Source organism: Bacteroides uniformis, assembly GCF_025147485.1.
GTDB classification, from domain to species: domain Bacteria; phylum Bacteroidota; class Bacteroidia; order Bacteroidales; family Bacteroidaceae; genus Bacteroides; species Bacteroides uniformis.
On the sequence record NZ_CP102263.1, the window covers coordinates 3,405,707 to 3,431,350 of the forward strand.

General features: G+C 49.9%; 19 protein-coding genes, 1 tRNA gene and 1 pseudogene. 13 read left to right on the forward strand and 8 right to left on the reverse strand.

Annotated features, from left to right (window positions below):
* Positions 1-570 (forward strand): cob(I)yrinic acid a,c-diamide adenosyltransferase, encoded by a 570-nt coding sequence (locus NQ510_RS13575; protein ID WP_005829298.1) that lies wholly within the window; start codon positions 1-3, stop codon positions 568-570.
* A gap of 31 nt (positions 571-601) precedes the next feature.
* On the opposite strand, the gene pncB is transcribed toward NQ510_RS13575, so the two are convergent.
* From pncB to NQ510_RS13595, 4 genes are all read right to left on the reverse strand, one after another.
* Entirely contained in the window at positions 602-1,786 is a 1,185-nt protein-coding gene (gene pncB / locus NQ510_RS13580) for a nicotinate phosphoribosyltransferase (RefSeq protein WP_005829296.1), read from the reverse strand.
* Positions 1,787-2,026: 240 nt separating this feature from the next.
* On the reverse strand, positions 2,027-4,417 hold the full coding sequence (locus tag NQ510_RS13585; protein WP_005829291.1) for an ABC transporter permease: 2,391 nt from the start codon (positions 4,415-4,417) through the stop codon (positions 2,027-2,029).
* The gene (locus NQ510_RS13590; protein ID WP_005829289.1) at positions 4,414-5,409 is read right to left on the reverse strand and encodes an HlyD family secretion protein; all 996 of its coding nucleotides are present in this window, start codon (positions 5,407-5,409) and stop codon (positions 4,414-4,416) included. The genes NQ510_RS13585 and NQ510_RS13590 overlap by 4 nt, the downstream gene beginning before the upstream one ends.
* Before the next feature lie 12 nt (positions 5,410-5,421).
* Positions 5,422-6,849 carry a TolC family protein gene (locus NQ510_RS13595; RefSeq protein WP_005829287.1) on the reverse strand — a complete coding sequence of 476 codons (1,428 nt, stop codon included), beginning with the start codon at positions 6,847-6,849 and terminating at the stop codon, positions 5,422-5,424.
* A 177-nt stretch (positions 6,850-7,026) separates the two neighbouring features.
* Here NQ510_RS13595 and NQ510_RS13600 point away from each other — a divergent pair, with 177 nt between their 5' ends.
* The 5 genes from NQ510_RS13600 to NQ510_RS13620 all read left to right on the forward strand — a co-directional run bounded on the left by NQ510_RS13600 (position 7,027) and on the right by NQ510_RS13620 (position 14,484).
* Positions 7,027-8,544, forward strand: a complete 1,518-nt coding sequence (locus NQ510_RS13600; RefSeq protein WP_005836942.1) for a cobyric acid synthase — start codon at positions 7,027-7,029, stop codon at positions 8,542-8,544.
* Positions 8,537-9,571, forward strand: coding sequence for a threonine-phosphate decarboxylase (locus NQ510_RS13605; protein WP_005829283.1), 1,035 nt, complete (start codon positions 8,537-8,539; stop codon positions 9,569-9,571). The genes NQ510_RS13600 and NQ510_RS13605 overlap by 8 nt, the downstream gene beginning before the upstream one ends.
* Before the next feature lie 3 nt (positions 9,572-9,574).
* Entirely contained in the window at positions 9,575-10,543 is a 969-nt protein-coding gene (cbiB, locus tag NQ510_RS13610) for an adenosylcobinamide-phosphate synthase CbiB (protein WP_005829281.1), read from the forward strand.
* Positions 10,544-10,651: 108 nt separating this feature from the next.
* Positions 10,652-12,532, forward strand: coding sequence for a sensor histidine kinase (locus NQ510_RS13615; protein ID WP_005829279.1), 1,881 nt, complete (start codon positions 10,652-10,654; stop codon positions 12,530-12,532).
* Complete coding sequence (locus NQ510_RS13620) at positions 12,529-14,484, forward strand: sensor histidine kinase (RefSeq protein WP_005829277.1); 1,956 nt, start codon at positions 12,529-12,531, stop codon at positions 14,482-14,484. The genes NQ510_RS13615 and NQ510_RS13620 overlap by 4 nt, the downstream gene beginning before the upstream one ends.
* On the opposite strand, the gene cobC is transcribed toward NQ510_RS13620, so the two are convergent.
* Genes cobC through cobU form a run of 4 tightly spaced genes read right to left on the reverse strand, consistent with a single transcriptional unit; the run spans position 14,471 to position 17,361 of the window.
* On the reverse strand, positions 14,471-15,010 hold the full coding sequence (cobC, locus tag NQ510_RS13625; protein WP_005829275.1) for an alpha-ribazole phosphatase: 540 nt from the start codon (positions 15,008-15,010) through the stop codon (positions 14,471-14,473). The two genes, NQ510_RS13620 and cobC, sit on opposite strands and share 14 nt — an antisense overlap.
* A 16-nt stretch (positions 15,011-15,026) precedes the next feature.
* A complete protein-coding gene (gene cobS, locus NQ510_RS13630) occupies positions 15,027-15,770 on the reverse strand; it encodes an adenosylcobinamide-GDP ribazoletransferase (RefSeq protein ID WP_005829273.1) in 744 nt (247 codons plus the stop codon).
* 1 nt (position 15,771) lies between these two features.
* A complete protein-coding gene (gene cobT, locus NQ510_RS13635; protein ID WP_005829272.1) occupies positions 15,772-16,809 on the reverse strand; it encodes a nicotinate-nucleotide--dimethylbenzimidazole phosphoribosyltransferase in 1,038 nt (345 codons plus the stop codon).
* Positions 16,810-16,839: 30 nt separating this feature from the next.
* Positions 16,840-17,361 (reverse strand): bifunctional adenosylcobinamide kinase/adenosylcobinamide-phosphate guanylyltransferase, encoded by a 522-nt coding sequence (gene cobU, locus NQ510_RS13640; protein WP_005829269.1) that lies wholly within the window; start codon positions 17,359-17,361, stop codon positions 16,840-16,842.
* A 141-nt stretch (positions 17,362-17,502) separates the two neighbouring features.
* Between cobU and NQ510_RS13645 the strand changes: the two genes are divergently transcribed.
* From NQ510_RS13645 to NQ510_RS13675, 7 genes and pseudogenes are all read left to right on the forward strand, one after another.
* Positions 17,503-17,575: transfer RNA gene (locus NQ510_RS13645), tRNA-Gly, on the forward strand.
* A 129-nt stretch (positions 17,576-17,704) separates the two neighbouring features.
* Positions 17,705-18,919 (forward strand): site-specific integrase, encoded by a 1,215-nt coding sequence (locus NQ510_RS13650; RefSeq protein ID WP_012055549.1) that lies wholly within the window; start codon positions 17,705-17,707, stop codon positions 18,917-18,919.
* 70 nt (positions 18,920-18,989) lie between these two features.
* Positions 18,990-19,523, forward strand: a complete 534-nt coding sequence (locus NQ510_RS13655) for an AbiH family protein (RefSeq protein ID WP_034525771.1) — start codon at positions 18,990-18,992, stop codon at positions 19,521-19,523.
* Between the two features lie 116 nt (positions 19,524-19,639).
* Positions 19,640-21,221, forward strand: a pseudogene (istA, locus tag NQ510_RS13660) (IS21 family transposase).
* Entirely contained in the window at positions 21,208-21,990 is a 783-nt protein-coding gene (gene istB, locus NQ510_RS13665; protein WP_005824105.1) for an IS21-like element helper ATPase IstB, read from the forward strand. The pseudogene istA and the gene istB overlap by 14 nt, the downstream one beginning before the upstream one ends.
* Before the next feature lie 427 nt (positions 21,991-22,417).
* Positions 22,418-23,164: a FadR/GntR family transcriptional regulator gene (locus NQ510_RS13670; RefSeq protein ID WP_005829254.1), complete on the forward strand. Its 747-nt coding sequence runs from the start codon at positions 22,418-22,420 to the stop codon at positions 23,162-23,164.
* A gap of 11 nt (positions 23,165-23,175) precedes the next feature.
* Positions 23,176-25,644 (forward strand): sodium:solute symporter family transporter, encoded by a 2,469-nt coding sequence (locus tag NQ510_RS13675; RefSeq protein ID WP_005829250.1) that lies wholly within the window; start codon positions 23,176-23,178, stop codon positions 25,642-25,644.

A 25,644-nucleotide genomic window follows, 5' to 3' on the forward strand; every position in this document is an offset into this window, starting at 1 on the left:
ATGAAAAGAGTCTATACCAAAACTGGAGACAAAGGAACAACGGGTATTCATGGTGGCGCGCGTGTGCCGAAAGATGACATCCGTATCGAGGCAAACGGATGCCTTGATGAATTGAATGCCGTGATTGGTATCGTGCGCTCCATGCTGGCGGCAAAAGATGCCTGGCAGGAGTTGCTGCATGCTGTCCAGCGGGAACTGATGGTGGTGATGAGCCATGTGGCCACTCCCTCGGGAGTGGTGAACCCTAATCCGCTTTCTGCCGCAGAGCTCACGCTACGCTGTGAGCAGGAGATGGATGCCATGACCGTCCTGCTGACGGACAACGGCTACTTCCTTTTGCCTGGTGGCACTCCCATATCAGCCCAACTGCAGTTTGCCCGTACCGTGGCCCGCCGTGCCGAACGCCGTTTGTGGACACTCCATCGCCAAGACCCTGTGAACGAGGATATTCTGCGCTTCATCAACCGCCTTTCGGACTTGTTCTTCGTCATGGCCCGCATGGAGATGCAGCGGCAGGACTGGCCGGAGGAGAAATGGCAAGAGTTTGCCTACAAAAGGAAAAGACTGTAAGCACTTATCGCTAACCGCCGGGAAGCTGTTTTCAGCATAGGGGTTCTATTTGCTGTCCGAGCCTTAAATCATACAGACATGCCCGTACTTCCGCTTCGCTGCCGATATGCTTTCCTGCATCGTCGGACAGCTTCACGCATTCGCGCCATTCCTGGTTGACGTTCATCTTGCATTGCGTCAGTTTCATTACAATGTTGGAGGGCTTGAATCCGGTATCATTCGTCAGATTGGTGCCGATGCCGAAGGAGCAGCGGATTTTGCCCCTGCAATGCTCCTGGATGTCGAGTGCCTTGCCAAAGTCGAGCGCATTGCTGAAGACGATGGTTTTAGTGGTAGGGTCGATGCCCAGTTCGCGGTAGCGGGCAACGAGCTTGTCGGTGAAATCGAATTCATCGCCGGAGTCGCAGCGTACACCGTCGAATAGTTTGGCCTGCTTGCGGCTCAGGTTACTTAAGAAAATGCCGGAGGTATAGGTATCGGACAGTGCGATGCCCAAGTCACCGTCGTACACGTTCACCCAGTTTTCCAAGGCCATGTAGTTGGCGTGTTTGTAGCCGAACTGTGCGCCGTGGAACATGAACCATTCATGCGGATGCGTCCCCATAGGCTTCATGCCGTATTTCATGGCGAAGTGGCAGTTGGAAGTCCCGGTACAGTATTCGGCGGCTTCCTTCAGACGGTCTATGACTTTGTCCTGTACCTCGAACGAGAAGCGTCTCCGGGTGCCGAACTCTGAAAAATACAGCTGGTGTCGGTTGGAGAGTGCCACCTTTTCGGACAGTTTGCAGAGTATGCCGTCCATGTCGGCCACGTTTCCCAAAGAACGGTTCTTTATTTCGGATACGATGGAAAGCAGGGGGACTTCGTAAAGGGTGGCCTTGTACAGATAGTCCGTGATTTCAATGTTCAGGTGCCGGTCCTCGTCCAGATGGATGCTTACCTTCTCCGGCTGGAAGCGGAAGGAGGAGAGCCACTCCCAATAGACCCTCGGCAGGAAACGGCAGTGGCGGGTCATGTATTCCAGCTCTTCGGCAGTAAGTACGGTCTGTGCCAGGCTGTCCACCGCCTCTTGCAGTTCCTTCAGAAACGTGTCCGTATAGGCGGTGTCGTCTCTGTCCTTGAAGCTGAAAGTGCCCATGGCATAGGGAAACAATTTGATGTAGGCATACGAGGTGGTGAATTTGTAAAGGTCTGTATCGAGTATGGTATGAATCATGGCAAAATATTCTTTAGTTATGATGTTCGATTTTGGGGATGAAGATAGTGAAAATTTCTTATTTGATCAGCCTCTATCTGTTAACAACGGCATATTCCTATTAAACCATGTTATAAATGAGACCGTCATGGACAGAAATTTTGGATATTTCGGGGAAGTCCGTACATTTGCAATGTGTTTTTCATAGTATTAGATTTAAGGTTAACAAAAGATTGGCTGTCTGGGATAGATAGCCTTTTTTTATGCCTTCACTTTTCCTTTTCCGTAGAGGTGGCGTGTAGTGCAGAGCGCCAAAGTTCCATAGACCAATACTTGTATCCACATCGTCAGCATCTGCGGCCATACGTCGGCCAGCGTTCCACCCATTGAATTCAGTTTTACAAAAGCAAGTACGGCAGGACCTGCCGGAAACAGATAGTGGGCTGTCTGCCAATACCACGGCATCAGCTCCAGCGGATAGGACACGCCCGAAAGGAAGATATAGCCCACAGAGAAGAAGGCTATCATCAGCAACGGCGCTTCGGAGTCTGTAAACCAGCGGGAGACGGCCAGGGCAAGGAAACTCGTGCCCAGCAGGAAGGGTATCATCATTGTGACGATGTCTCCTCCGCTGCCGATGTGTGGGATGCTGAACAGGTGCGGCAACAGTCCCAGCAGGAATAGGGAAAACACCACGTAGAGCATGAAGTATACGAAGGTCCTGCCTCCGACAATCCGTAATGTATCCTTCAATGAGTCGGCACGCATCAGCCGTATTCCTTTTCTTCGGGCTTCCGCTTCCTCGCCCGTCAGCATGGCAATCACCATCAGCATCGTCTGGAAGATGATGACAATTAGGACGGCGGGAATCAGATAGGAACCGTAGCCCTCTGTATAGTTGTAGAGCGCCGTGCCGGACACGCTGACGGGAGCGGACGAAGCCACTGCCAGCAGTCCTTGCGGAGGTAGGAATACGGTGCCCTCCATGCGGTGGGCATCGTTCACGGCAAGCATGACGCGCGCACTGGATTCTTGCAGTCCTTTGAAGTTGAGGAAAGCGTCCGTGGCGGCATAGAGCACGAAGACCGAAGTCTCGCCCCGTGCCACACGTGCCTCGAAGTCGGCAGGCAGGTAAAGGATGCCTGCCACGTCGCCCTGCTTCATCCATTGGCGGGCTTCGAGGATGTTGGGTGTCTGGCCGTAGACGGCGGTCTGGGGAGTGGCGTCGAGCAGCCGGATGTATTCGCGGCTGAGGGCAGAGTGGGAGAGGTCTACCACTGCGACAGGAGCCTTGCGCACCAGGTTGGGGGCGTACATGTAGTTGTAGAGCAGTCCGTAGAGGAAGATACCGCCTGCCAGCACGAGCAGGATGGCGGGATTGGTGGCGATGGCATGCCACTCGTGGCGGATGACGAAAGCTGTTGACAATGCGGTAGGTGGGCAAGGTGATGGGGAGGCGGAGATTGCTTCTTCCCTTATCTCTTTTTTTATCCACCATTTCAGCAATGGCAGTATCAGCAGTGCTGCCAGCAAGAAGATGAAGAGTGTGGCTACCGACTGCCAGAAGTAGGCAAATCCTGCATCGAAGTAAATCATGGCTTGCGCCGCCTCCGTGAAGTGCCGCACGGGGAAGAGGTAGGAGGCCGCATGCACGGGCGCATACATGGCTGTAACGGGAAACGTGACTCCGGACAGCGTAGCCCCCAACGACCCCACCATGGATACTACACTGATGATATAGGCAATCTTGGGAAAGACAGAATAGATAAAGACCGCCAATGCCTGGGTAGCGATGATGAAGAGCACGGTCACTGCATTCATCAGCCACAGACTGCCAGCGAAGGGGATATGTAGCGGGCCGAACAGTACATAGTTTGCCAGGATACCGATGGACGAGAAGATGAGGGTATAGGGCAGCAGTTTCCCTGCTACGGCAGTGAGGATATTGCCTCGTGCCGTCTCCAGCCATTCGCCGACGCTGCCGAATTTCAGTTCGCTGCCTATGGAGTAGACGGTGGTGAGCAGGATGAGTATCTGGAACAGTACGAAAAAGAAAGGCTGGCTCAGGTAGATGGAGTAGTCCATGTCCGGATTGTAGAGGGGATGGGTACTGGCTTCTACGGGGAGCAGAAAGGTCTGTATCTGTTCTCCGCTGACTCCCAGAGCTTCGGCCTGCATCACGATGGGCGAGAGCGCCACGGGGGCAAGCGTATTCTCGAACGCCGCCATCAGCTCGCTGCCTACCGAAAGAAGGGCATAGTGGTAATAATAGGTGAGCGTTGCGCCAGTTCCCGTCACCGCCTTCTGTTCGAAGCGGGGCGGGATGACGAGGTAGCCGTATATGTCCTTCTGTTGCAATGCCCGGCGGGCGTCGGCTTCGTCGGTGAAGTGCTCCGTCACACGGAAGGTGGGGGCGGCAGAGATGCGCCGGGAGATATTGCGCGAAGTGGCAGTGTTGTCCAGGTCGACGATACCTACGGGAATGTTCTCCATCTGTCCGTTTCCGAAGATGGTGGCCATGAAGAACAGACAGAACAAAGGCAGCACGACGCAGACGCCGAGGTATAGACGGCGGGAGGTCATGCGGTGCCATTCGCGACGGATAACCATGCGAAGCGCTTTCATTGCGCAGCCAAATTCTTTATCTTTCATTTTTCATTCTTCATTTTTAAGAGTACGGACATCCCCGGTCTCAATCCCTCTACCTGCTGTGTGGGACGTGCGTGTATCTCGAACGTCTGCATGTCATAGCTGCCCGTCTGTTTGGTGGATTTCCAGGTGGCGAAGCTGCCCAGCGGACTGATGTAATAGATGCGGAATTCAATGTCCTTGCCGTCGATGGCGGGGACATCGGCACGGAAAGTACCTCCCATCTTGAACTGCGGCATCAGGTCCTCGCGTATATTCAGTACCACGTGTGCATCGTCCATCACGACGAGGCTCATGATGGGAGTGCCGGGAGCCACCAGTTCTCCGCGTTTGGGGAAGATGGTGGCTATCTGGCCGTCTTCGGGAGCGGTGAGACGGGAGTCGACGAGGAGGGAGGAGACTTCATCGACAGTGCTTTGCGCCGCTTCCACCAAGCTACGGGCCGAGGCGCGGTCCTCGCTCTGCGCTCCGTCCACGGCCATCTGATATTGCTCGTAGGCGGCACGTTCGGCGGCTTGGGCGGCTTTGTACATGGCTTCCACCTCGTCACGCCGCTGGGAGGTGACGACACTGTCCTTATAAAGCGTTACAATGCGCTGGTAAGTAGTCTTGGCGAGGGCAAGGTCGCTCTGCGTCTTGTTCCAGAGTTGCCGGGCGGTGGCTACAATCTGGCGGCGGGTACCGGCGTCTATCTTCTTGTTCTGCTCCTGGGCCACCTGCTCCAGGGCATTCACCTGGCGGTATTTGGCTTCGATGGTGGGGCTGTTGATGACGACAAGCGTATCGCCTGCCTTCACCCAGTCGCCCTCTTGTACGAGGAAGGAGTCCACACGTCCGGGCAGCTTCCCGCTGATACGTATTTCCGTTGCTTCCACTTGTCCTTGCAGGACCAGGGGCTGCCGGCTCATGAGTAATATGCCGGCAAGCGAAATGATGACCGTTGCAGCCAGGATAATGACGAATGCAATGCTGATGCTTTTATTATTGATTTTCATAAAGGGTAGGTTTTAATAAGTTGTCTCGAAATATTTCTCGAACCGTTCCGGCGTTCCGCAGATAGCCAGCAGGTTCATCAGTGCCACATCATATTCGTAGTAGGCTGCCAGACGCGCCACGCGGACGGTTGCCAGCATCGTTTCCGCATCTACGACCTCGGTACTGGTTGCCATGCCTTCGGCAAAGGATTTCTTGCGGATTCGCACCAGCTCTTCGCTCAGCTCGATGGTGGTATTCAAGGCGCGTACGTTGTCTTGTGCCTTTTGCAGTTGGGTGTAGAGCTTGTCGATGCCTACGCTCAGGTCTTCTTTGGCTTTTTCTTGTCCCAGGGCAAGGGTCTGCTGGGCTATCTTCGACTGGCGGATGCGCTTCTCACGCGCCAGTCCGTCGAACAGGTTCCAGGTGAAGCCCACGCCTACGATGGTGCGGGGGACGAGGTTGCTCTGTATGCCGTGGGCATAGAGGGTCTGCTTGCCGAATACGGCGATGTCCGGCAGGTAGTCGCTCTGGTCGATGCGGAGCTGCTGGCGGGCAATCTGTGACTGCAGTTGCAGTTGGTTCACGGTGTAGTTCTCCACCCGCATGGCTTGCAGGAACTCCTCTTTGGCGGGCAGTTGGTCGTTGATGAAAAGCTCCGAAGTAGGATGGATGCTGCATGTGTCTTGCAGGTTGAGCAGGGTGCGCAGGGCACTTTGCACGACGGAGGCCTCCTTCCGGGCAGCCTCCAGTGAACGGGCAGTTTCATCCATATTCACTTGGGCAAAGAGCCGGCCTGCCTTGTCTATCATGCCGGCAGCTTCCAGTTTAAGGGCATTCTGGTAATGGCGTTGCAGACTGTTGTAAGTCTCCTGCCGCACGCGTACTACCTCTTGCGCAAGTTTCAGCCCGAAGTAGCTTTCTGCCAGCAGGGTGCGTTGCGTGGCATCGGTCTGTCCCCGGTTTTCGCGGGCAATGTCTATCATGGTGTTGCCTATCTTCGAGGCCCGGATGCGCTTGCCGCCGGAGAATACGACCCATTCGGCGGTCAGGCCGACGGAAGTCAGGTTGCGTGGAGCCAGTGGAAAGGCAAGGGTATGGGAGCCTATCTGGTCGAGTATGCTGCTGATGAATTGGTCGTCCGGCACGATGTTGTGCACAAAGTCCTTTGCCGGGTCGGTGAACTGGGAAAGGGGCTGTTTTACCTCTATCTTTTCGGAAAGATGCACGAACGTACCGGCACCTTGCAGGGAGGGGTACCAGAGGGCATTCAGTTTGTCACGTTCCGCACGGGCGGCTTCAATTCCCTTGTCGGCTATTTTCAGGCTGCGGTTGCCGTTTTGCATCTGCCTTAGGGCATCACCGAAGCTAAGGGGAAGGGAGGTTTGTGCGGCCACTCCACCGATGGCAAGCAGTACGCAGGCAGCAGCCGGAAAGAATCTCCGGCATAATAGATTATTCATAAGTTCGTTCGGTTTAGGGGTTCTTGTTTCTCTAAACAAGAGGAGGTGGGAATTGTTCAGTAGTCATCTTTTTGAATAGAACGTTACAAATATAACGAATAGTTTCCGAAGATATGGCTTATGAATGGGAGAGATATTCGGATTTGCACTATCTTTGCATTCGCTAAAATGGAATTTATGGAGAAACTTCATCCGATTATGTTTGCCGGGACGGGTAGTGATGTGGGAAAGAGCATCATTGCTGCCGCCTTCTGCCGTATCTTCAAGCAGGACGGCTATCAGCCCGCACCGTTCAAGGCACAGAATATGGCGCTCAATTCATTTGCCACTCCCGAAGGGCTGGAGATAGGCCGTGCCCAGGCTGTGCAAGCAGAAGCCGCCGGAGTGCCTTGCCACACGGACATGAATCCGCTGCTGCTGAAACCACAGTCGGACCATACCTCGCAGGTTGTTCTTAACGGGCGTCCTATCGGCAACCGCAATGCTTATGATTATTTCCGCAAGGAAGGACGCGACGAACTGCGCTGGGAGGTTTGTGCTGCCTACGACCGCCTTGCCGCCCGCTATAATCCCGTTGTGCTGGAAGGCGCGGGAAGCATCTCCGAAATCAATCTGCGGGATACCGACCTTGTCAATCTGCCGATGGCCCTGCATGCCGGAGCCGATGTAATTCTTGTGGGCGACATTGACCGTGGCGGTGTGTTTGCCAGCGTCTACGGTTCGCTGATGTTGCTTCGTCCCCATGAGCGGGAGCGAATTAAAGGAATTCTTATCAACAAGTTCCGGGGGGATATACGTCTCTTCGAGTCGGGCATTACGATGCTGGAGGAGCTTTGCGGCATTCCCGTTGTCGGGGTGGTGCCTTACTACCGTGATATCTACATTGAAGAAGAAGACTCCGTGGCGCTTGCCGCAAAGTCTGTCCGTGCCGAGAAGGGAAAGGTGAACATCGCCGTCATTCTGCTGCGCCACCTCAGTAACTTCACCGATTTTAATGTCCTGGAACGTGACCCGCGCGTACATCTCTTCTATACCAACAATGTGGATGAGCTGGCAAAGGCCGACGTCATCCTGCTGCCCGGCTCCAAGAGCACGCTTGATGACCTTTACGAATTGCGCCGTAACGGTGTGGCGGCTGCCATCATCCGTGCCCACCGTGAAGGTGCCACCGTGATGGGTATCTGCGGCGGCTATCAGATGATGGGGCAGGAGGTGCTCGACCCTGAGCATGTGGAGGGGGACATTGAACGCCTGCCCGGACTGGGGCTGTTGCCCATCAGTACCCGCATGTCGGGAGAGAAGGTGACCCGCCAGGTGAAGTTCGGTCTGTGCAATCCCCATTCTCCATCTTCCACTCTCCATTCTCCATTAATGCAGGGCTATGAAATCCATATGGGAGTGACCACCCCTGTGGAAGGTACTCCCGATTCTCCTTTGAATCTTCTGGAGAACGGCTCTACCGACGGTTACTACGTGGACTCCACCTGCATGGGGACCTATATTCATGGCATTCTCGACAATCCGGAATTCATAGATTTCCTGCTTGTGCCTTTTGCAGACAAACTGTCCGGGAATGCCGGCGCTTTCGATTACCATACATTCAAAGAAGAACAATACGATAGGCTTGCCGAGCACGTGCGCCGCCACGTCAACCTGCCGCTTATCTACCAAATATTGACAAAGAACCATGATTGAAGGACACGGAGACGATTCCTATAAATACAGCCGTCCCATTACGGCAAACTTCAGCTCGAACGTTTACAGCAGGGTAGACCTCTCTGCCTTGAAGGCGCATCTGTGTACCCGGATTGACGGCATCGGCAACTATCCCGAACCGGAGCCTTACACGCTTGAGGCCTGTCTTGCCCGCCACCACCGTCTTCCTGCCGAGGCAGTGTGCGTGACGAATGGAGCTACCGAAGCCATCTATCTTACCGCACAGACTTTCCGCGGGACAAACACCGCCATTGTGCAGCCCACTTTCAGTGAATATGCCGATGCCTGCCGCATGCACGGTCATCGGGTCACTTCCCTCTATCGGCTTCCTGCGGAGAGCGAGGGGTATCGCTTGCCGGAAGAGGTGCGCATGCTGTGGCTGTGCAATCCCAATAACCCTACCGGAACGGTTGTGGAGAAGGAATATCTGGCAACACTTATCAGTCATAATCCGCAGGTATGTTTCGTCATCGACCAGTCCTACGAGTTTTTCACCTTGCGTCCGCTTTTCTCTGCTGCCGAGGCTGCGGAGTTTCCCAACGTCTTGCTGCTGCACTCCATGACCAAGCGTTATGCCGTTCCCGGTCTGCGACTGGGATATGTCATCGGCGCCCCCCACCTGCTGCACCGTCTGCGTACCAACCGTATGCCCTGGTCGGTCAACCAGCTTGCCATTGAGGCAGGGCTCCATCTGCTGGAACATGATGTTCCCAATCCGCTGGATGTGGCGTCTTACTTGCAAGAGGCTGCCCGCCTGCGCAGTGCGCTCGAGGCATTGGGAGGACTGGAGGTATGGGCCACCGAAACCCATTTCATGCTGGTGTGCCTCCGTATGGGTAGGGCTTCCGCTTTGAAAGACTATCTGGCAGGGGAGCATGGTATCTTGATTCGGGACGCCTCCAACTTCGACGGACTGAATGAGCATTTCTTCCGTATAGCCGCCCAGAGCCGGGAGGAGAATGACAGGCTTGTAAAAGCAATAGGACAATGGCTTGAGGAGGAATAACCGATGGAAGAAGATGTGCTTATACTTTTGGGTGTCGCCTTCAACTTGAACCTGCCGCTTCTCACTGCCTGGCTGCTCGACCATTGGCTGGGCGACCCGGCGTGGCTACCCCATCCGGTGGTGGCTTTTGGCAAAGCCATCTCTTTCTGTGAGCACCGGTTGAACCGGGGCGATTCGCGTTTCCTGAAAGGTGCGTTTGTGGCGGTGTCTCTTGTCTTGGGGGTATATGTCATTACGCTTTTGTTGCTCCGCTTGGCGGCACTCTTTTCTCCGGGCATGCTTCTGACGGTGCAAATATTGCTGATATTCTATTGCTTGGCGGGCACTACGCTGGTTCGCGAGGTGCGTATGGTGTTCAAGGCGGTGGACCGTTCCTTGGAGGAAGGGAGGATGCAAGTGGCACGTATCGTAGGGCGTGATACGTCTGCACTCTCGGCGCAGGAGGTGAGAACCGCGGCATTGGAGACTTTGGCAGAGAATTTGAGCGATGGGGTGGTTGCTCCCTTGTTCTGGTATCTGCTGTTGGGAGTTCCGGGCATGCTTGCCTATAAGATGGTGAACACGCTGGATTCCATGGTCGGCTACAAGAATGAACGCTATCGTCGGTTCGGCTGTTTTGCTGCCCGTTTGGATGATGTTGCCAATTATATTCCTGCTCGTCTGACAGCCTTTCTGATGGTACTGGTTTCCGGTCGCCTTTCCTTGTTTGCTTTTGTGGGCAGATATGGCAGCCAGCATGCCAGTCCCAATTCCGGTTATCCGGAAGCCGCCCTTGCCGGTATTTTGAATTGCCGTTTCGGGGGTCCGCACAACTATTTCGGCGAGGAGGTATGGAAACCTTATATCGGTTCTAATGAACGGCCTCTGAAGACAGAAGATATGCGTGTGGCTGTCCGCATCAACCGGCGTGTGGAGTGGTGGATGGTAGTTGCCGTAATAGTGACATCGACCTTGGCTTCCTTTTGTTTTTAAAATGTTGTTATTTTAACTGATTCTTTGTCTGTTCCAAAAAGATATAATATCTTTGCAAGACCGCGTTGCATTAAAAATGTAACTTTTAAAGCAGACAAAGTCTTATAAATGAGGATAAAGCAACTATATATATTCCTTTTCTTTATTTGGTTCGGGAGCACAATAATTGCATCGACAACAGATAAAGCGGATTCTTGGACTAAAGAAAAGGAAAGTATAGTCCATGAGGTCATCTCCACTTTTCACAACAGCCTCGGTTTCGACTATCTGACCCGGGAGGAGTGTGACTCGCTGAATGCCGACGGCCTTTTGTCCCAATTGGATGAATCCCAGCGCTACTACACCTATTTCGAACTGGAAAGAATACTTATAAAATCCTCCCTTTTCCGTGGAGAAATCCGTATGGCCATTGCCCAGAGCGACCAGATGTACTCCAAAGCCCGCGCGCTTGCCTACCCCTTCGGCAATGCCCTTGCGCTGAATGCCATGGGAGAGGTGTACAGCTATACCGGTAGGCTCCGGGAAGCCGGTGCCGCTTACGAAGAGTCTTTGAGACTGCTGGATGGGATGGACGGGGAGGATGTGCATATCCGTATGCTACTGGTGGAACTGATAGATTATAACCTGCGCATACGGAATGTAAACGGTGCCTCGCGTTATCTTGCACGTCTGAACTTCTATCCGGAAGACCGGCTTTCTCCGCTGGAGCTGGCCATGCGTCACATCTCCAATGCTTCCTGCCAATTATTCAAGGGTGACTTGAAAGCTGCCAGCCATTGTCTGGTACAGATAGGCCAGCTTGAAACGCAACTGATTCCGGAGATACAGCAATACCTTCTGATTATAGATGCCCGTTATCTGGTGGCCACCGGAGAGCATGAGGCAGCCTTGACCGCCTACAATGATTTCCTTCAAACCGAATATGCCCGGATAAACCATAACATCTACAAGGAAGCTCTGCTCGAAAAAGCGGATTTACTGGTGAAGATGGGAAACAAGGAAGAAGCCTACGGACAGTACGGCAAGGTCTTTTCGTATATCAAGACTTCGTTCGAGAAGAACTATCCCAAGGAGATAGACCGGCTCTGTACCCGTTTCCAGGCCGACCAACTGGCCTACCAGAACGAACGCGACCGCATTGTATCCATGCGTTTCTATCTGGCAGGCATCATTGTGTCCGTACTGTTTCTGATATTCCTCCTGGTGCTGGGCTGGAAGAAGATATTCCGTTTGAAGCATTCCCAAATGCGGCAGGAGGCGATGAAGGAGAAAGCGGTGCAAGCCATACAACGGAAGAATATGTTTCTTTCGAACATGAGCCATGAGGTACGTACGCCGCTGAATGCCATTGTCGGATTCTCGGCGGTACTGACGGATGAGGACGAGTCGTTCGATGACGAATCGCGCCGGGAATTCTCCGAAATTATCAAGGTGAATTCCTTTCAGTTGCTGAAACTTATCAATGACATTCTGGATTTCTCGGATTTCGAGAATGACAACATAACCTTCAACATCCGCACGCATGATGCCGTGAAGTTGTGTAATGAGGTCGTGGAGACCGTGATGGTCTCGCGCAAGCTGGAGGTTGAAATGCGTTTTGACACGGATTTGTCCGTCCTGATGCTGGATACGGACGATGCGCGTCTCCGCCAAGTCTTGATAAACCTGCTGGTGAATGCCGCCAAGTTTACGGAACAAGGCTCCATTGTGCTGGAACTGAAGATGGCCGATGCCGATACGGCACTTTTCTCCGTGACGGATACCGGATGTGGCATTCCACCGGAGAAGCAGCACTTGATTTTTGAACGCTTTGAAAAGCTGAATGATTTTGTGCAGGGAAGCGGACTGGGCCTTTCCATCTGCCAACTGATTGTGAAATATATGAACGGCAAGCTGTGGGTGGACAGTGGGTACACCCGTGGCGCGCGTTTCTGTTTTACGTATCCTTTGAAGTATAATCCCGCATTACACGGAGGAACGGCGCAATGAAACGAATACTGATTCTCATCCCTGTTTTGTTTTGCGGATATATCTGTCCGCTGCTGGCAGAAGACACGGGGGCTGTCCGGTATCAGGACAGCATCCTGAAGGTTGCCGATACTCTGCCGGCCACCCTTGTCCGGCTGACGTATCTCCGTGACATGGCCTACAAGCACCAGTATGCTCCCTATAACATGACTTTTTCCACCCGTCTGTACGAGGAGGCGCGGCGGCAGAAGAACGCTTTCTATGAGAATATGGGCGCCTACTATCTGGCGGCATGTTATGACAAGAAACACGACCCGGACAGTCTGTCGTATTGGGTGGATGTGCTGAAGGATTTTGTCTCCCAGGTAGGCACTTACGATTATTATCTGGAGCAGAAGGCTGCCATCAGCCGCGCCCTGGCTTCCAAGAGACAGATAGAGAAAGCGGTGTATGTGGCTAAGGAGACGTTGGAGGAATCAAAACTCCGCCATAGCAATAACGGGATGATAGCGGCGTATAACAGTCTGGGATGTGCCTACGGAGTGTCCAGCCGCCCGAATGAGGCACTGGACTCTTTCTTGGAGGCTTACCGGAATTTCTCTCCCCAGACAAAGGCCAGCCTGAAGGTGGATATACTGTCGCGTATTGCCCAGGTATACGGCAATGGCGGTAAAGACAGCCTGAAGCTGCCCTATTTGCATGAAATGGACACGACGTTGCAGACGGTTATTTCCAAAGAACCCGAGACACGGAAGAACTGGAGCAATTTCGAGATTGACTGCGAAGTGAAGTATATCCTGCACTACATGAACCAGAAGAACTTTACAGTGGCGCACGAGCATATCGAGAAAGTAAAGAAACTGCTTGAACCGCATGTAGATCCCGTCTTCTGGCTGAATGTCCAGTTGATACAGCTTCAATACTATGCCAAGACCGATGAGTATGACAAAAGCATCGCATTGATAGACGAGGTGACCCCTACGGTACTGAACAACTACGTCTCCACCTTTGCCACTTTGATAAACTACAAGGCGAGTACGCAATATGACAAGGGGGACATTGACGGGGCCATCGAGACCCGGCGCTACCTCATACGCAAGCAGGATTCGCTGAACAATGCCTTCTCGGCCAACCAGTTGAAGCAGGTGAAGGAGATTTACCACATTGACGAGCTGTTGTTGGAGAAGCAGAAGATTCAGGACATGAATTACCGTATAGGATTTATATTCCTGGGTGTCTGCCTGCTGCTGATGCTGCTTTTCTACTTGTATACTCGCTATGTCTCCGGAAAGATTGCTGTCATAGAGAAGAAGACGGCTGAAGCCGCTTTGCAGGCAGAGACGGACAACATCGCGAAGGAACGTCTGAAATCGGAAATCAGCCATGATATACGTACTCCGCTGAATGTGGTGGTGGGCTTTGCCGAATTGCTGACCGGAAAGGAGGAGCTGGATAAAGAGACTAAGAGGGAGTACGGACAGATGATTCAGACCAATGCGGAAAGTCTGCTGAATTATGTCAACAGCATTCTGGAGTTGTCTCGCTTGGAGTCCGGCAAGATTCAGTATGAGGACGAGGAGTGTGACATTATTCAGTTGTGCAGTGAGGTGCTGGATAAAGTGAACGGCCGTGAGGAGAGCACTGTGTCTGTCAGCCTGCAGACCGACCTCAAGGAACAGTTTGCGAGGACGGACCGGAGGTGGTTCGATACATTGCTTGTCAGCATGCTGACTCCGTCAGAGAATGACACTGCCCGTTATGAGGCGATTATCCGCATCAGACGGGACCGCACTAGGTCGGCCCTCTATTTCGACGTGGTCAACGCCCCGTTTGCAAAGGTACATTTTGAGAATAAAACGAGCTTGATTCGCCATGAAATCAATGCCCATTTTATTCATTATTTTGGAGGTATCTACAAGGTGCAAACCGAAGCGGAGGAAGGCTCTACTATTTCGTTCACTATTCCTTGTTGAGATTGATGCGGACGATGCCGCCGTAGGGCGTCAATGCGTCGAAGGCTTCTTCGGCTTTGAGGATTCCGGCATAGAGTTGTGCGCAGATTAATACGCCTCCGTGTGCGAAGATGGCAACGCGTGTATAGGGCTTCTTCTTTAATTCGTCCAAAAACTGGCTGACACGCCGGTATTGCATGGTAAAAGATTCTCCACCGGTAGCTGCCACGTTCATGTAGTCGGCATACCATTCCTGCAGGCGTGGGTCTTCATTCTGCTCGAACGGCTTCATCTCCCAGTCGCCAAAATTGATTTCCATAATCCGTTTGTCCCGTTCTGCATCGGGATAGCCGCAATAGGTGGCGAGGCGCACGCAGCGGGTTAGGGGACTGGTGTAGACGTGGTCGAACGGAAGGTATGCCTTCAGGTTTTCTGCCGTCACGGCGGCTTCCGTTTCAAACGTGGGTTTCAGGGGAACATCGGTCTGACCGTAGCACATCCCCGGAGGAACATCTACCGAAGTGTGTCGAATGAGTATTACTTCCATCTTTAATTTTCAGTTGTTAATTTATAATTAGAATAAGGCTTCCCAAGTAGAAGGACAGTTCGCATAGCAGGAAAGTGGCCCCGCAGCAGTCACCCGTATATCCTTGTAGGCGCCGCTTCATCAATCGGTAGAGCAGGAAGAAGGTGAGCAGTGGGAAGAGGGTGGCAATCCACAGTTTTATAGGCAGCAGCAGTACGAAAGGAAGCAGACCGCAAAGAAATCCGGCCAGTAACTCGTGCCAGCTCATGCGGTTGTAGACGGTCTTGCTTTTGCTGTCTTCCTCTTTCCGGGCATAGGGCAGGTAGTTGACAATCTGGGAGGCACAGAACTTGGACCAGCAGTCACCGCTGAGCACAAGGATGCAGAGAAGTCCCAGTGGCAGGTGATGAAGTTGGAACAACAGCAGGAAATAGCATATCAATCCGATGACACCGTAGCTTCCGATGTGGGAATCCTTCATGATGGCAAGAGTCCGTTCTCGGGTGGTGCCGCCGCCGAAGCCGTCGAAAAAGTCCGCCAGTCCGTCTTCGTGCAGGCAACCGGTGACAAGCAGGCGTGCGATGAGGGCAAGAATCCATGCCAATGACACCGGCATAATCTGTCCGGCAAGCCACAGCACTGCCGCCATCACGCCTCCCGTCAGCCAGCCTACAAGCGGCCAATAGGGAACCACATGCTTGAAACACTCTGCCGGTACTTCCTTGATTTTCCAGAAGGGCAGTCGGGTGAGCATTATGAATGCAGCCAAGACATTGTTCATGTTAAAAGTATTTAGTGATGGAGGCATGTGCAAAGTTATCCATTTCATTGAGCATCCGCACGGCCGAGTCGACAATGGGATATGCACAGATGGCCCCCGTTCCTTCTCCCAAACGCAGCCCCAGATTCAGCAGCGGACGGGCATGCAGGGCGTCGAGTACCAGTTTGTGGCCCGACTCGTCTCCGCAGTGTCCGAAGATGGCGTAATCCGTCACTTCCGGGTAGAGCCTGGCGGCGGCAAGCAGGCAGTTGGTCATGATGAATCCGTCAACAAGGATAATCATCTTCAGCTCGGCAGCTTGCAGCATGGCGCCTATGGCCATTACCATTTCCAGTCCACCAAAGTAGCGGATGATGTCCCGGGGAGAGCCGTCGCCTTTGTAATTCTCCATAGACTGTTTCAGCACTTCGTATTTGTGGCGGATGCCCGCGCTGTCGAGTCCGCTGCCTGCGCCGACACATTGTTCCAGAGGAATGCCGGTAAAGCAGGTCATCCACAGGGAGGATGAAGAGGTGTTTCCGATACCCATTTCACCGAAGCTGAGGACATTGCTGCCTTCTTCATGGCATTGGCGCACCACCTCGGCACCCCGTTCCAGGCACATCTCCATTTCCTCTTCCGTCATGGCTGCCTCGTGCAGATAACTCCGGGTGCTTTTACGTACTTTCATATTGATGATGCCTTTCTCGTAGGGGAGGTCGTAGTCTACTCCTGCATCTACTATTTTCAGGGTAAAGCCGTGCTGCCGGCAGAGGAAATTGACACCTGCCCCTCCATGAAGGAAGTTGCTGATTTGCTGCCAGGTGATTTCCTTTGGAGACAGACTGACACCTTCTTCTACAATGCCGTGGTCGGCGGCGAAGATAATGTTTTGCGGATGTTTCAAGGTGGGGGATAATGTCTGTTGTATGAGTCCGATTTGGAGTGCCAGTTCTTCTAAAATGCCCAATGAGCCTTTGGGTTTGGTCAGGTTGTTGATTTTGTCAATCAATGCGGGACGGATTGACTCGTCCGGACGGGTGATATGAAATGTTTTCATCAGTCTGTTGAATTTTAATTGTCTGTTGTTTTATGAATGAGTGTTTTTTACGGTAAGTGGGATGCCGGATACCATCAGTATCACTTCGTCGGCACGGGCGGCTACATATTGGTTCATCCAGCCTTGCATGTCCGTGAACTTTCGTTGCAGTTCGTTCTCGGAAGTTCCTCCCATACCTATTTCATTGGTTACAAAGATGAAGGTTGCGTCTTGTGCCGTGAAGCGGTCGAACTCTGCCTTTACTGCGGCAAGTGCCCGGTCGGTATCTGAATGCAGGTCGAAGAAAAAGTTGGTACACCATAAGGTGATGCAGTCTATCAGGACGATCCGTCCCTCCAGCCGGTGGCGGCTGAGTTCTTTCTCCTCTTCGATGTTTGTCCATTCCGGTCCCCGGCGTTCCTGATGCCGGATTACCCTCTGGCGGAATTCTTCGTCCCAGATGCGTGCCGTGGCAAGATAAACGGGAGTGGGAGAGAGCTCGAGTGCCAGCTTTTCCGCATAGGTGCTTTTGCCGGAACGTGCTCCTCCGGTGATGAGTATGATTCGTTTCATTGGTATTTAGTCTGTATTTTGAAAGAATATCTTTGTTTTCCCGAGCAAAAATAGGAAATATTTGACGAAACGTTTGTTTTTTTAGGAAGGAATTTATTAACTTTGCCACCGTTTTTAAGGCATGACCTTGGAAATGTTTATGCGGCAGTAGCTCAGTTGGTAGAGCATCAGCTTCCCAAGCTGAGGGTCACGAGTTCGAACCTCGCTTGCCGCTCATAATGAAAGCCTTGATAGTTAATAGATTAGCTATCGAGGTTTTCTGCTTTTAGCAGGTTACGGAAAGTCTATTTTCGGGTGGTTTCAGAGGGTGCATGTAAACCAAGATGTAAACCGAAAATTCATTATGAATGCCTGTGTTTCAGTAGTTTGCTACAAATCTAAGACATTATCCAATGGTGAAAATCCATTGATGCTCCAAGTATCTAAAGGAGGAAAGCGTAAATACCAAAGTTTAGGCATATCCATCAATCCTAAATATTGGGACTTCACACGAAACAAACCTAAGCCTAACTGCCCTAATAAAGAATATATCCAAAAGATTATCTTGGATAAACAAAGGGAGCTACAACAACGCATGTTGGAACTAAACAGCGAACAAAAAGAATACACTACCACCACTTTACTCAATAATGAGAATACAAAGTTTGAGCTAAAAACAGTCAGTATGTTCTACAAGGAACTTATAGAGCAATACACACGGGAGGATAAATGTGGAAACCGTCTTATCTATAAAGGCTCATTCAATTCACTCAAAGTTTTCACTAATGGGAAATTGGATATTCCATTTAATGAAATAGATATTGCTTGGCTTAACAAGTATGAGAAGTGGCTACGCTCCAAAGGTAATAGAGAAACTACAATCAGCCTACTTTTTCGCACGCTCCGTAGTGCATACAATAAAGCTATCAAAGCAAAGTGTGCCCGAAAGTCCGATTATCCGTTTGATGATTACAAGATTAACAAATTCGATACCACTACCCAAAAGAGAGCCATTGCCAAAACAGACGTGCTGAAATTCACAACAGAAGTGCAGCCCATCGGAAAGCAACAATATATGGAGTTAAGCAAAGACATATTCGTGTTCAGCTATCTATGCGGTGGAATCAATTTCACAGACATAGCTAATCTGACAAACGAGAATATCCAAAATGGCAGGCTACACTATATTCGTCAAAAGACAAAAAAGCCAATCAAGATAGGAATACCGCAAGAAGCCATGCAGATAATCGAAAAATATTCAAAGGAGAGCAAAGGCTATCTATTTCCGATTTTAGATAGCAAGATACACAAGACCGCCCTACAAAAGCAGAACAGAATACATAAGATATTAGGAAAGGTCAATAAGAATCTAAAACTACTTGCCGCACAGCTTGGAGTTGAAGCCAACTTGACAACCTATGTCGCCCGGCACTCATTCGCAAGCGTCCTAAAGAAATCGGGAGTAAACATCGCATTGATAAGTGAAGCATTGGGACATTCAGACTTAGCCACCACTCAAATATACTTGGATAGTTTCGATAATGAGCAAGTGGATGAAGCCATGAGGAATCTCCTTTAATCTATAAATAAATCCCATTTGCAGCAATGCAGGTGGGATTTTCTTTATATTTTTGCAAAAAAAGGACAAAATGAGAAATATTGATTTTAATAAATACCAATCAGCTCTAATCATAGGAAATGGATTTGATTTAAGTTTAGGTTTATCCACAAGCTATATGGACTTTGTGAATAGTGATGAATTTCAAATCTTGCTGAATATGCAAAATCAATTAGCTATCTATTTAAAAGTAAATGCTGAATTACAAAACTGGATTGATATAGAAAATGAGTTAAAGCTTTATTCGAAAAATGAAGATAATGCAAAATTCAAAACTGAGTATGAGGCTTTATGTAAACAATTAGTTGTTTATATTAATAATATTGATTATTCAAGTATAAATAAGAATTCTAAAGCTTATGAAGTACTTACAAATTTGTCTTCAACAAAAAACAATATTATTTTAGATTTTAATTATACTGCATCAACAAGGCTGATATTAAAGCAATGTGGGCTATCTGACGAGGATATAGATAATAGATTAATAAAAGTTCATGGAGAAGCATCTGGAAAATCCAGTGTAAGCTGCCCCCTAAAACCAAGCGATTCTGCCCCCTTGTGCTAAAATAATCCTACCCCCTTGATTCCAATATAAAAATACCCCTGCTTGGCAATGCCCGGCAGGGGATTTTTCGTAGATTTGATTCCCGTCTTGACCGGTGGGATAAAATCATTTCTACTATGACAACAAAGATAGCAAACATCCTCCAATGTTACGCATTGGGGATGGGGATAAAGCAGATAAGCAGGAGCTTTGAGCTTTCCCGCAACACGGTGCGCAGATATGTGCGCCTGTTTCAAGAGTGTGGTATACCGATAAAGGAGTTGGCCGCCATGCCTTCCGCTCGCATCCAGGAAATGTTCTCTGAAGGTGTTGGCCGTAACAGGGAACCGTCACAACGCCAGCTTGAGCTTGAGGCACTCCTTCCTGAGTATGCTGCCCGGCTTAGCCGCCGAGGCGTAACAGTGAAAACCCTGTACGAAGAGTACCGCGAGACCCATCCTGACGGATACAGACATGCCAGTTTCGGCAACTATCTCATGCGTTACCGTATGGTGACACATGTCGTAGGCCATGTCGAGCATTATGCCGGAGACCAGATGTATATCGACTTCGCCGGTGACAAACTGGAAGTCGTTGACAGTGAAAGCGGTGAATGTCGCAGCGTTGAAGTGTTCGTGGCCATACTTCCGTGCAGCCACTATACCTATTGTGAGGCGGTCTGGTCCCAGTCAAGACAGGACTTGATTAAGGCGTGTGAGAACGCGCTTCATTTTTACGGCGGGGTTCCGATGGCGATCGTACCAGACAACCTCAAATCGGCGGTAACCCGCAGCGACCGTAACGAGCCGGTAATCAACGAGGAGTTTGCGGCATTTGCCGAACACTACGGATGTACCGTATACCCCACACGGGTACGTCATCCAAAGGACAAGGCCTTGGTGGAGAATGCCGTGAAGCTACTTTACCGATCCGTCTACGCTGACATCGAGGGTCTTGTATTCCACTCGCTGGAGTCTCTGAATGCGGCCATATCCGAATCGCTCTCGGCCTTCAACGGACGCAGGATGAGCGGGCGTCCCCAGTCCAGACGGGAACAGTTCGAGCAGATTGAGTCCGACTGCCTCCGCCCGCTTCCCGCCATACGCCATCAGATGAAAGAGCGACGCTCCGCAACAGTAATGCGTAACGGCTATGTCACCTTCAGGCTTCACCATTACAGCGTACCGAAAGAGTATATAGGCAAACGTGTCGAGATTGTCTATGATGCGGACACGCTGGAAATATATCATGGCCTGCGTCTGGTGACCACACACCAGCGCGATGACACGCCATACTCCTATACGACCAAGGATGCCCACGGACTGCCCGGACGTCATGGAAGTTATGAAAAGGATCTGGAACAGATTTACGAACGGGCCGGCCAGACAGATAACGTCCTGCTGCTGTATCTGCGCAAGGTGGCGGAACTCAAGAAGTATCCTCCCGCGGCGTTCCGTTCATGCAGAGGCATCATGGCGTTGGAGAAGACCTTCGGGCTGGAACGGTTGGTGGCGGCAAGCGCATGCGCCACGCAACTGCGCCTATACGGATATCAGGGAGATAAGGCGGATCCTTGAACGCGGGGATGATGCAGACTTCCTGTCAAAAGACGACATTGACGATGAGGTCCCCGTAACATCTATCCACAAAAACATCCGCGGAGCAGCCTACTTCGCACAATTAAAACATTTAAATAGAGACAACAATGGAAACAAATAATCTTACCGCACCGATAGCTGTCGAAAAAGACCGCAACACGTTGACAATCGAACTGATGAACCGTATGAAGCTGCACGGCATGGCCGCCGCCTTCACTGAAAGCCTAACCTCCACTATGGCAGAAACAATGACAATCGACTCTTTCCTGCACATGTTACTTGCCAGGGAATGGGACTACCGTGCCAATGCAGCCATCCAACGCCTTATACGCGGGGCGGCGTTCCGCTACAAGGCCTGCCTCGAGCAGATAGACTATGCAATCCCGCGTGGCCTTGACCGCAATCAGATGGAGCGGCTTGCATCGCTGGAGTTCATCCGCAAGGGACAGAACCTCTTCATCACAGGGTCATCCGGTACCGGGAAGAGCTTCCTTGCCACAGCAATGGGGTATGAAGCCTGCAAGAAGGGCATACGGACATATTATGCGAATGCTCCGAAACTTATGGGTACGCTTAAGGTGGCAAAAGTAAAAGGCACACTGGAATCGGAACTCAAGAGAATCGAACGGAGCACGCTGCTCATATTGGATGACCTCTTCCTTGTGAACCTTGATGCCAAGGAACGACCCATCCTGCTCGATATAATAGAGGACCGACATGGGCGCAAGTCCATCATCATCACCTCGCAACTGCCAACGGACAATTGGTATGATGCAATCGGAGACCCTACAGTAGCAGATGCCATTATGGATCGTATTATACATACGGCGCACCGGATTGAGCTGACAGGAGAAAGTGTCCGTAAAATGGCTGCATACAGAGGGAAATAAACTAAAATAATAATAACCCCATCGGTCAAGACTTTTTAAGGGGGCATTGTTGAATGTTTTAAGGGGGCAGAATCGCTTGGTTTTAGGGGGCAGCTTACACTGGATTTTCCACTTAGTTATTCAGTCTTTTTCTTTTTTAAGAACATTCATTCTCAGGTATTAATAATTCTTCTAAACTATTTTTTAAGCTGCACTTATATTGTTTTTCCCCTTTTTCTGTTTTTCTTATTGTTTGTTCGCATATGTAATATAGCCGAAACATATATTACATCGTGAATAGTAAATTTGCAAAAATGCAACACTTTAAAAGTTAATAAATATAAAAGAAGTAATAATATATTCTTTATATGTTGCTTTTATTAAAAATTATCCATTTATTTGTCTGACAAATAATACTAATAGGACTAATAATAACACGATTTAATATATGGAAAACTTAAAAATTGATGGGCAGTCGATTACTTTGGTAGACCAAGTGGAAGACAAGTTATTGAATTATTTCAGAAGTCAGGACTTGAAAGTGGGTGATTCTATCCCTAACGAAATTGAGTTGTCGTCAGCGTTGGGGGTAGCTCGTAGTGTTCTTCGGGAAGCTCTTAGCCGTCTGAAAATGATGGGAATGATTGAAAGCCGTACACGTCGTGGAATGATATTAACTGAGCCTTTCATCTTAGGGGGAATGAAGAGAGTGGTTGATCCCCGTATTATGAGCCAGGAATCACTTCTCGATCTTTTGGGATTCAGGGTTGCCTTGGAGATAGGAATCAGTAGTGACATATTTCATAATATTAAAGAGCAGGATATTATGGAACTGGAAGAGATTGTTAATGCAGGCGTTGCATTGGGGAACAACGAATATGCCAATCTCAGCGAATATACTTTCCATTCAAAACTATACGAAATAACGGGGAATAAGACGATTGTACAGTTCCAAAGCATCATTCATCCGGTTATGAACTTTGTAAAAACCAATTTGAGGGAACGGGTGGAAGCTATAAATATAGAACTGGAGAAAAAGGGAAAGATTGTAACTCACACCGATTTATTGAACTTTATCAAGAATAAGGATGAAATGGGCTACAGAAATGCTATCGAGCAACACTTTTATGTCTATAAGAAGCTGATTTATGATAGGGCAGTGTTAGGAGAACAGAATAAGGGTCAATCACAATAAAAATATGACAAATGACACGGATTGTAAATAATTGTGTTGCATTGGTATGCCTTTGTTTGTTTTGGGGTCAAAGCCTGAGAGCTGCAGATGCTTCTCATTCTGAGCAGATAAAGTGGGGCAACGAGAGTGTTTTTAATGAGGAACACAACACTTTGGGACTCTTTTCCGGAGTACTTGGCGGACAAATTGTATTGGCAGGCGGCACTTCCGACGATTATAGCCGATGGGGAAGAAATGCGGTATGCCTTTCTGAAAATGCCGGATTCGCTTTGTATGAAGATGTGTTGTCCAAGCCGTTGGCTTATGGCGCTTCCATAACACTCTCTGACGGTATCTTGTGTATTGGAGGGCGTGATTCTTCCCAATGCTACAAAGATGTATTTCTTGTCACAATGCAGCAGGGCAAACTGAATGTTTCGGAAGATTGGCCGCCACTTCCTTTTCCGTTGTCTAACGCGGCAGGAGCACTACTGGACAATAAGGTATATTTGTTTGGAGGCAGGAAGTCGGTAAGTCCGTCTAGGTTATCGGATTCTTTTTTTGTGCTGGACTTGTCGAACAAGTCCAGAGGATGGAAAGAACTACCGGGCTATCCGGGATGCGTCCGGGAAGATGCAATTCTCGTGGTACAGAACAACGGCGTTTCCCCTTGTCTGTATTTATTGGGTGGACAGACGGAAACGGAAGAAGGGTTGTCTTCTTGCTTGACTGATGGATATGTCTATAACCCCCAATTGGGTAAATGGAGTTCATTAGGTTCGGATTTTCCGAAAGGAATATGTGCTGCTGTCGCCAGCGGAGCCAACCATATACTTCTTTTTCAGAAAGAGCCGGAAGATACACAGCATCTTAAAAAAGAGAATGCTTTATGGAAATACCATACAATTACGCAGACTCTTGTCAAGTCTGAATGTATTCCAGGTACCTATGACACCATGCAAGTCTTGCAAAGAAACCGTTCCTTCGTTATACTCGGTAGCAATGCCAGTTCCGGAACGAATAGACTGTACAGCCTTCAAGGGGATATTGTTCCTTTGGAAAAGGGGTTGGGACTTGTCAATATCCTTGTGATTATCGGTTATTTTGCCGTATTGGCCGGAATTGGAATTTACTTTTCACGGCGCCAGAAAAGTACGAACGACTATTTCAAGGGTGGAGGACGCATTCCGTGGTGGGCTGCCGGGCTGAGTCTTTTCGGAACCGCGTTGAGTGCCATCACCTTCATGGCTATACCCTCCAAGGCATATGCCACGAACTGGAGTTATGTGTTGTTCAATACCGGTATTGTGTTTGTTGCCCCCGTCATTGTTTATGTCTTTATTCCTTTTTTCCGGAGATTGAATATAACGACTGCCTATGAATATCTGGAGATACGTTTCAATGTCTTTATCCGGGTTATTTGCAGTCTGGCCTTTATTATTTTCCAGGTAGGGCGTATGGGCGTTGTGCTTTTTCTGCCCTCCATTGCTTTGAATGTGGTGACTGGATTGGATATATTCCTATGTATCGGTATTATGGGAGTTTGTAGTATTCTATATACAATGATAGGGGGAATAGAGGCGGTTGTATGGACAGATGCCATTCAAGTAATTGTACTGTTGGGAGGAGCGATATTTGCAGTGATATACATCTCGTGTTCTCTTCCCGGTGGATTGGGTGAAACGATTGATATTGCCGTGGCAAACGGTAAGTTCGATTTGGGAGCAACGAACTTTGACTTGAAGGATGCTACGATGTGGACTGTCATTATTGCCGCATGTTTTACCCATCTTACCACCTATGGGACGGACCAAAGTATGGTGCAGCGCTATCTCACTACCTCTTCGATGAAAGAGGCACGGAAGAGTGTATGGACCAATGCGATACTGACTGTTCCCGCCACACTGATTTTCTTCTTTATAGGCACTGCGCTTTATGCCTATTACAAGGTGTATCCTGAGAATCTGAGTATCAGTATTCCTAACGGCGATGCTATTTTTCCGTGGTATATTTTTACCCAATTGCCGGTCGGTATTGTAGGGTTGTTGATTTCGGGCATCTTCGCTGCGGCAATGTCCACTTTGAGCGGCAGTATGAATTCGGCAGCCACAGCTTATATAGTAGACATTTATTCACGTTTCTTTCATAAGGGAGAGGGTGGCAATGAATTGCATGCGGCACGTATGGCAACTTGTGTGATAGGAGTCATTAGTCTATCTTTTGCTTTTCTTATGGCAACATGGAATATCGCTTCATTGTGGGACGAATTTAACAAGATACTCGGGCTCATATTGGGCAGTATGGGAGGACTGTTCATGTTGGGCATGCTTACCAAACGCGCCAATTCCGGAGGAGCAATCATTGGTATAGTCGCAAGTATCATCGTACAATTGTTTGTTGCCAGATTCCAGACGTTCCATTTGCTTTTGTACACGGCATCCGGCTTTATCTCATGTTTTGTCATAGGTTATCTGGCAAGCTTGTTCTTTAAGAAAAAATAG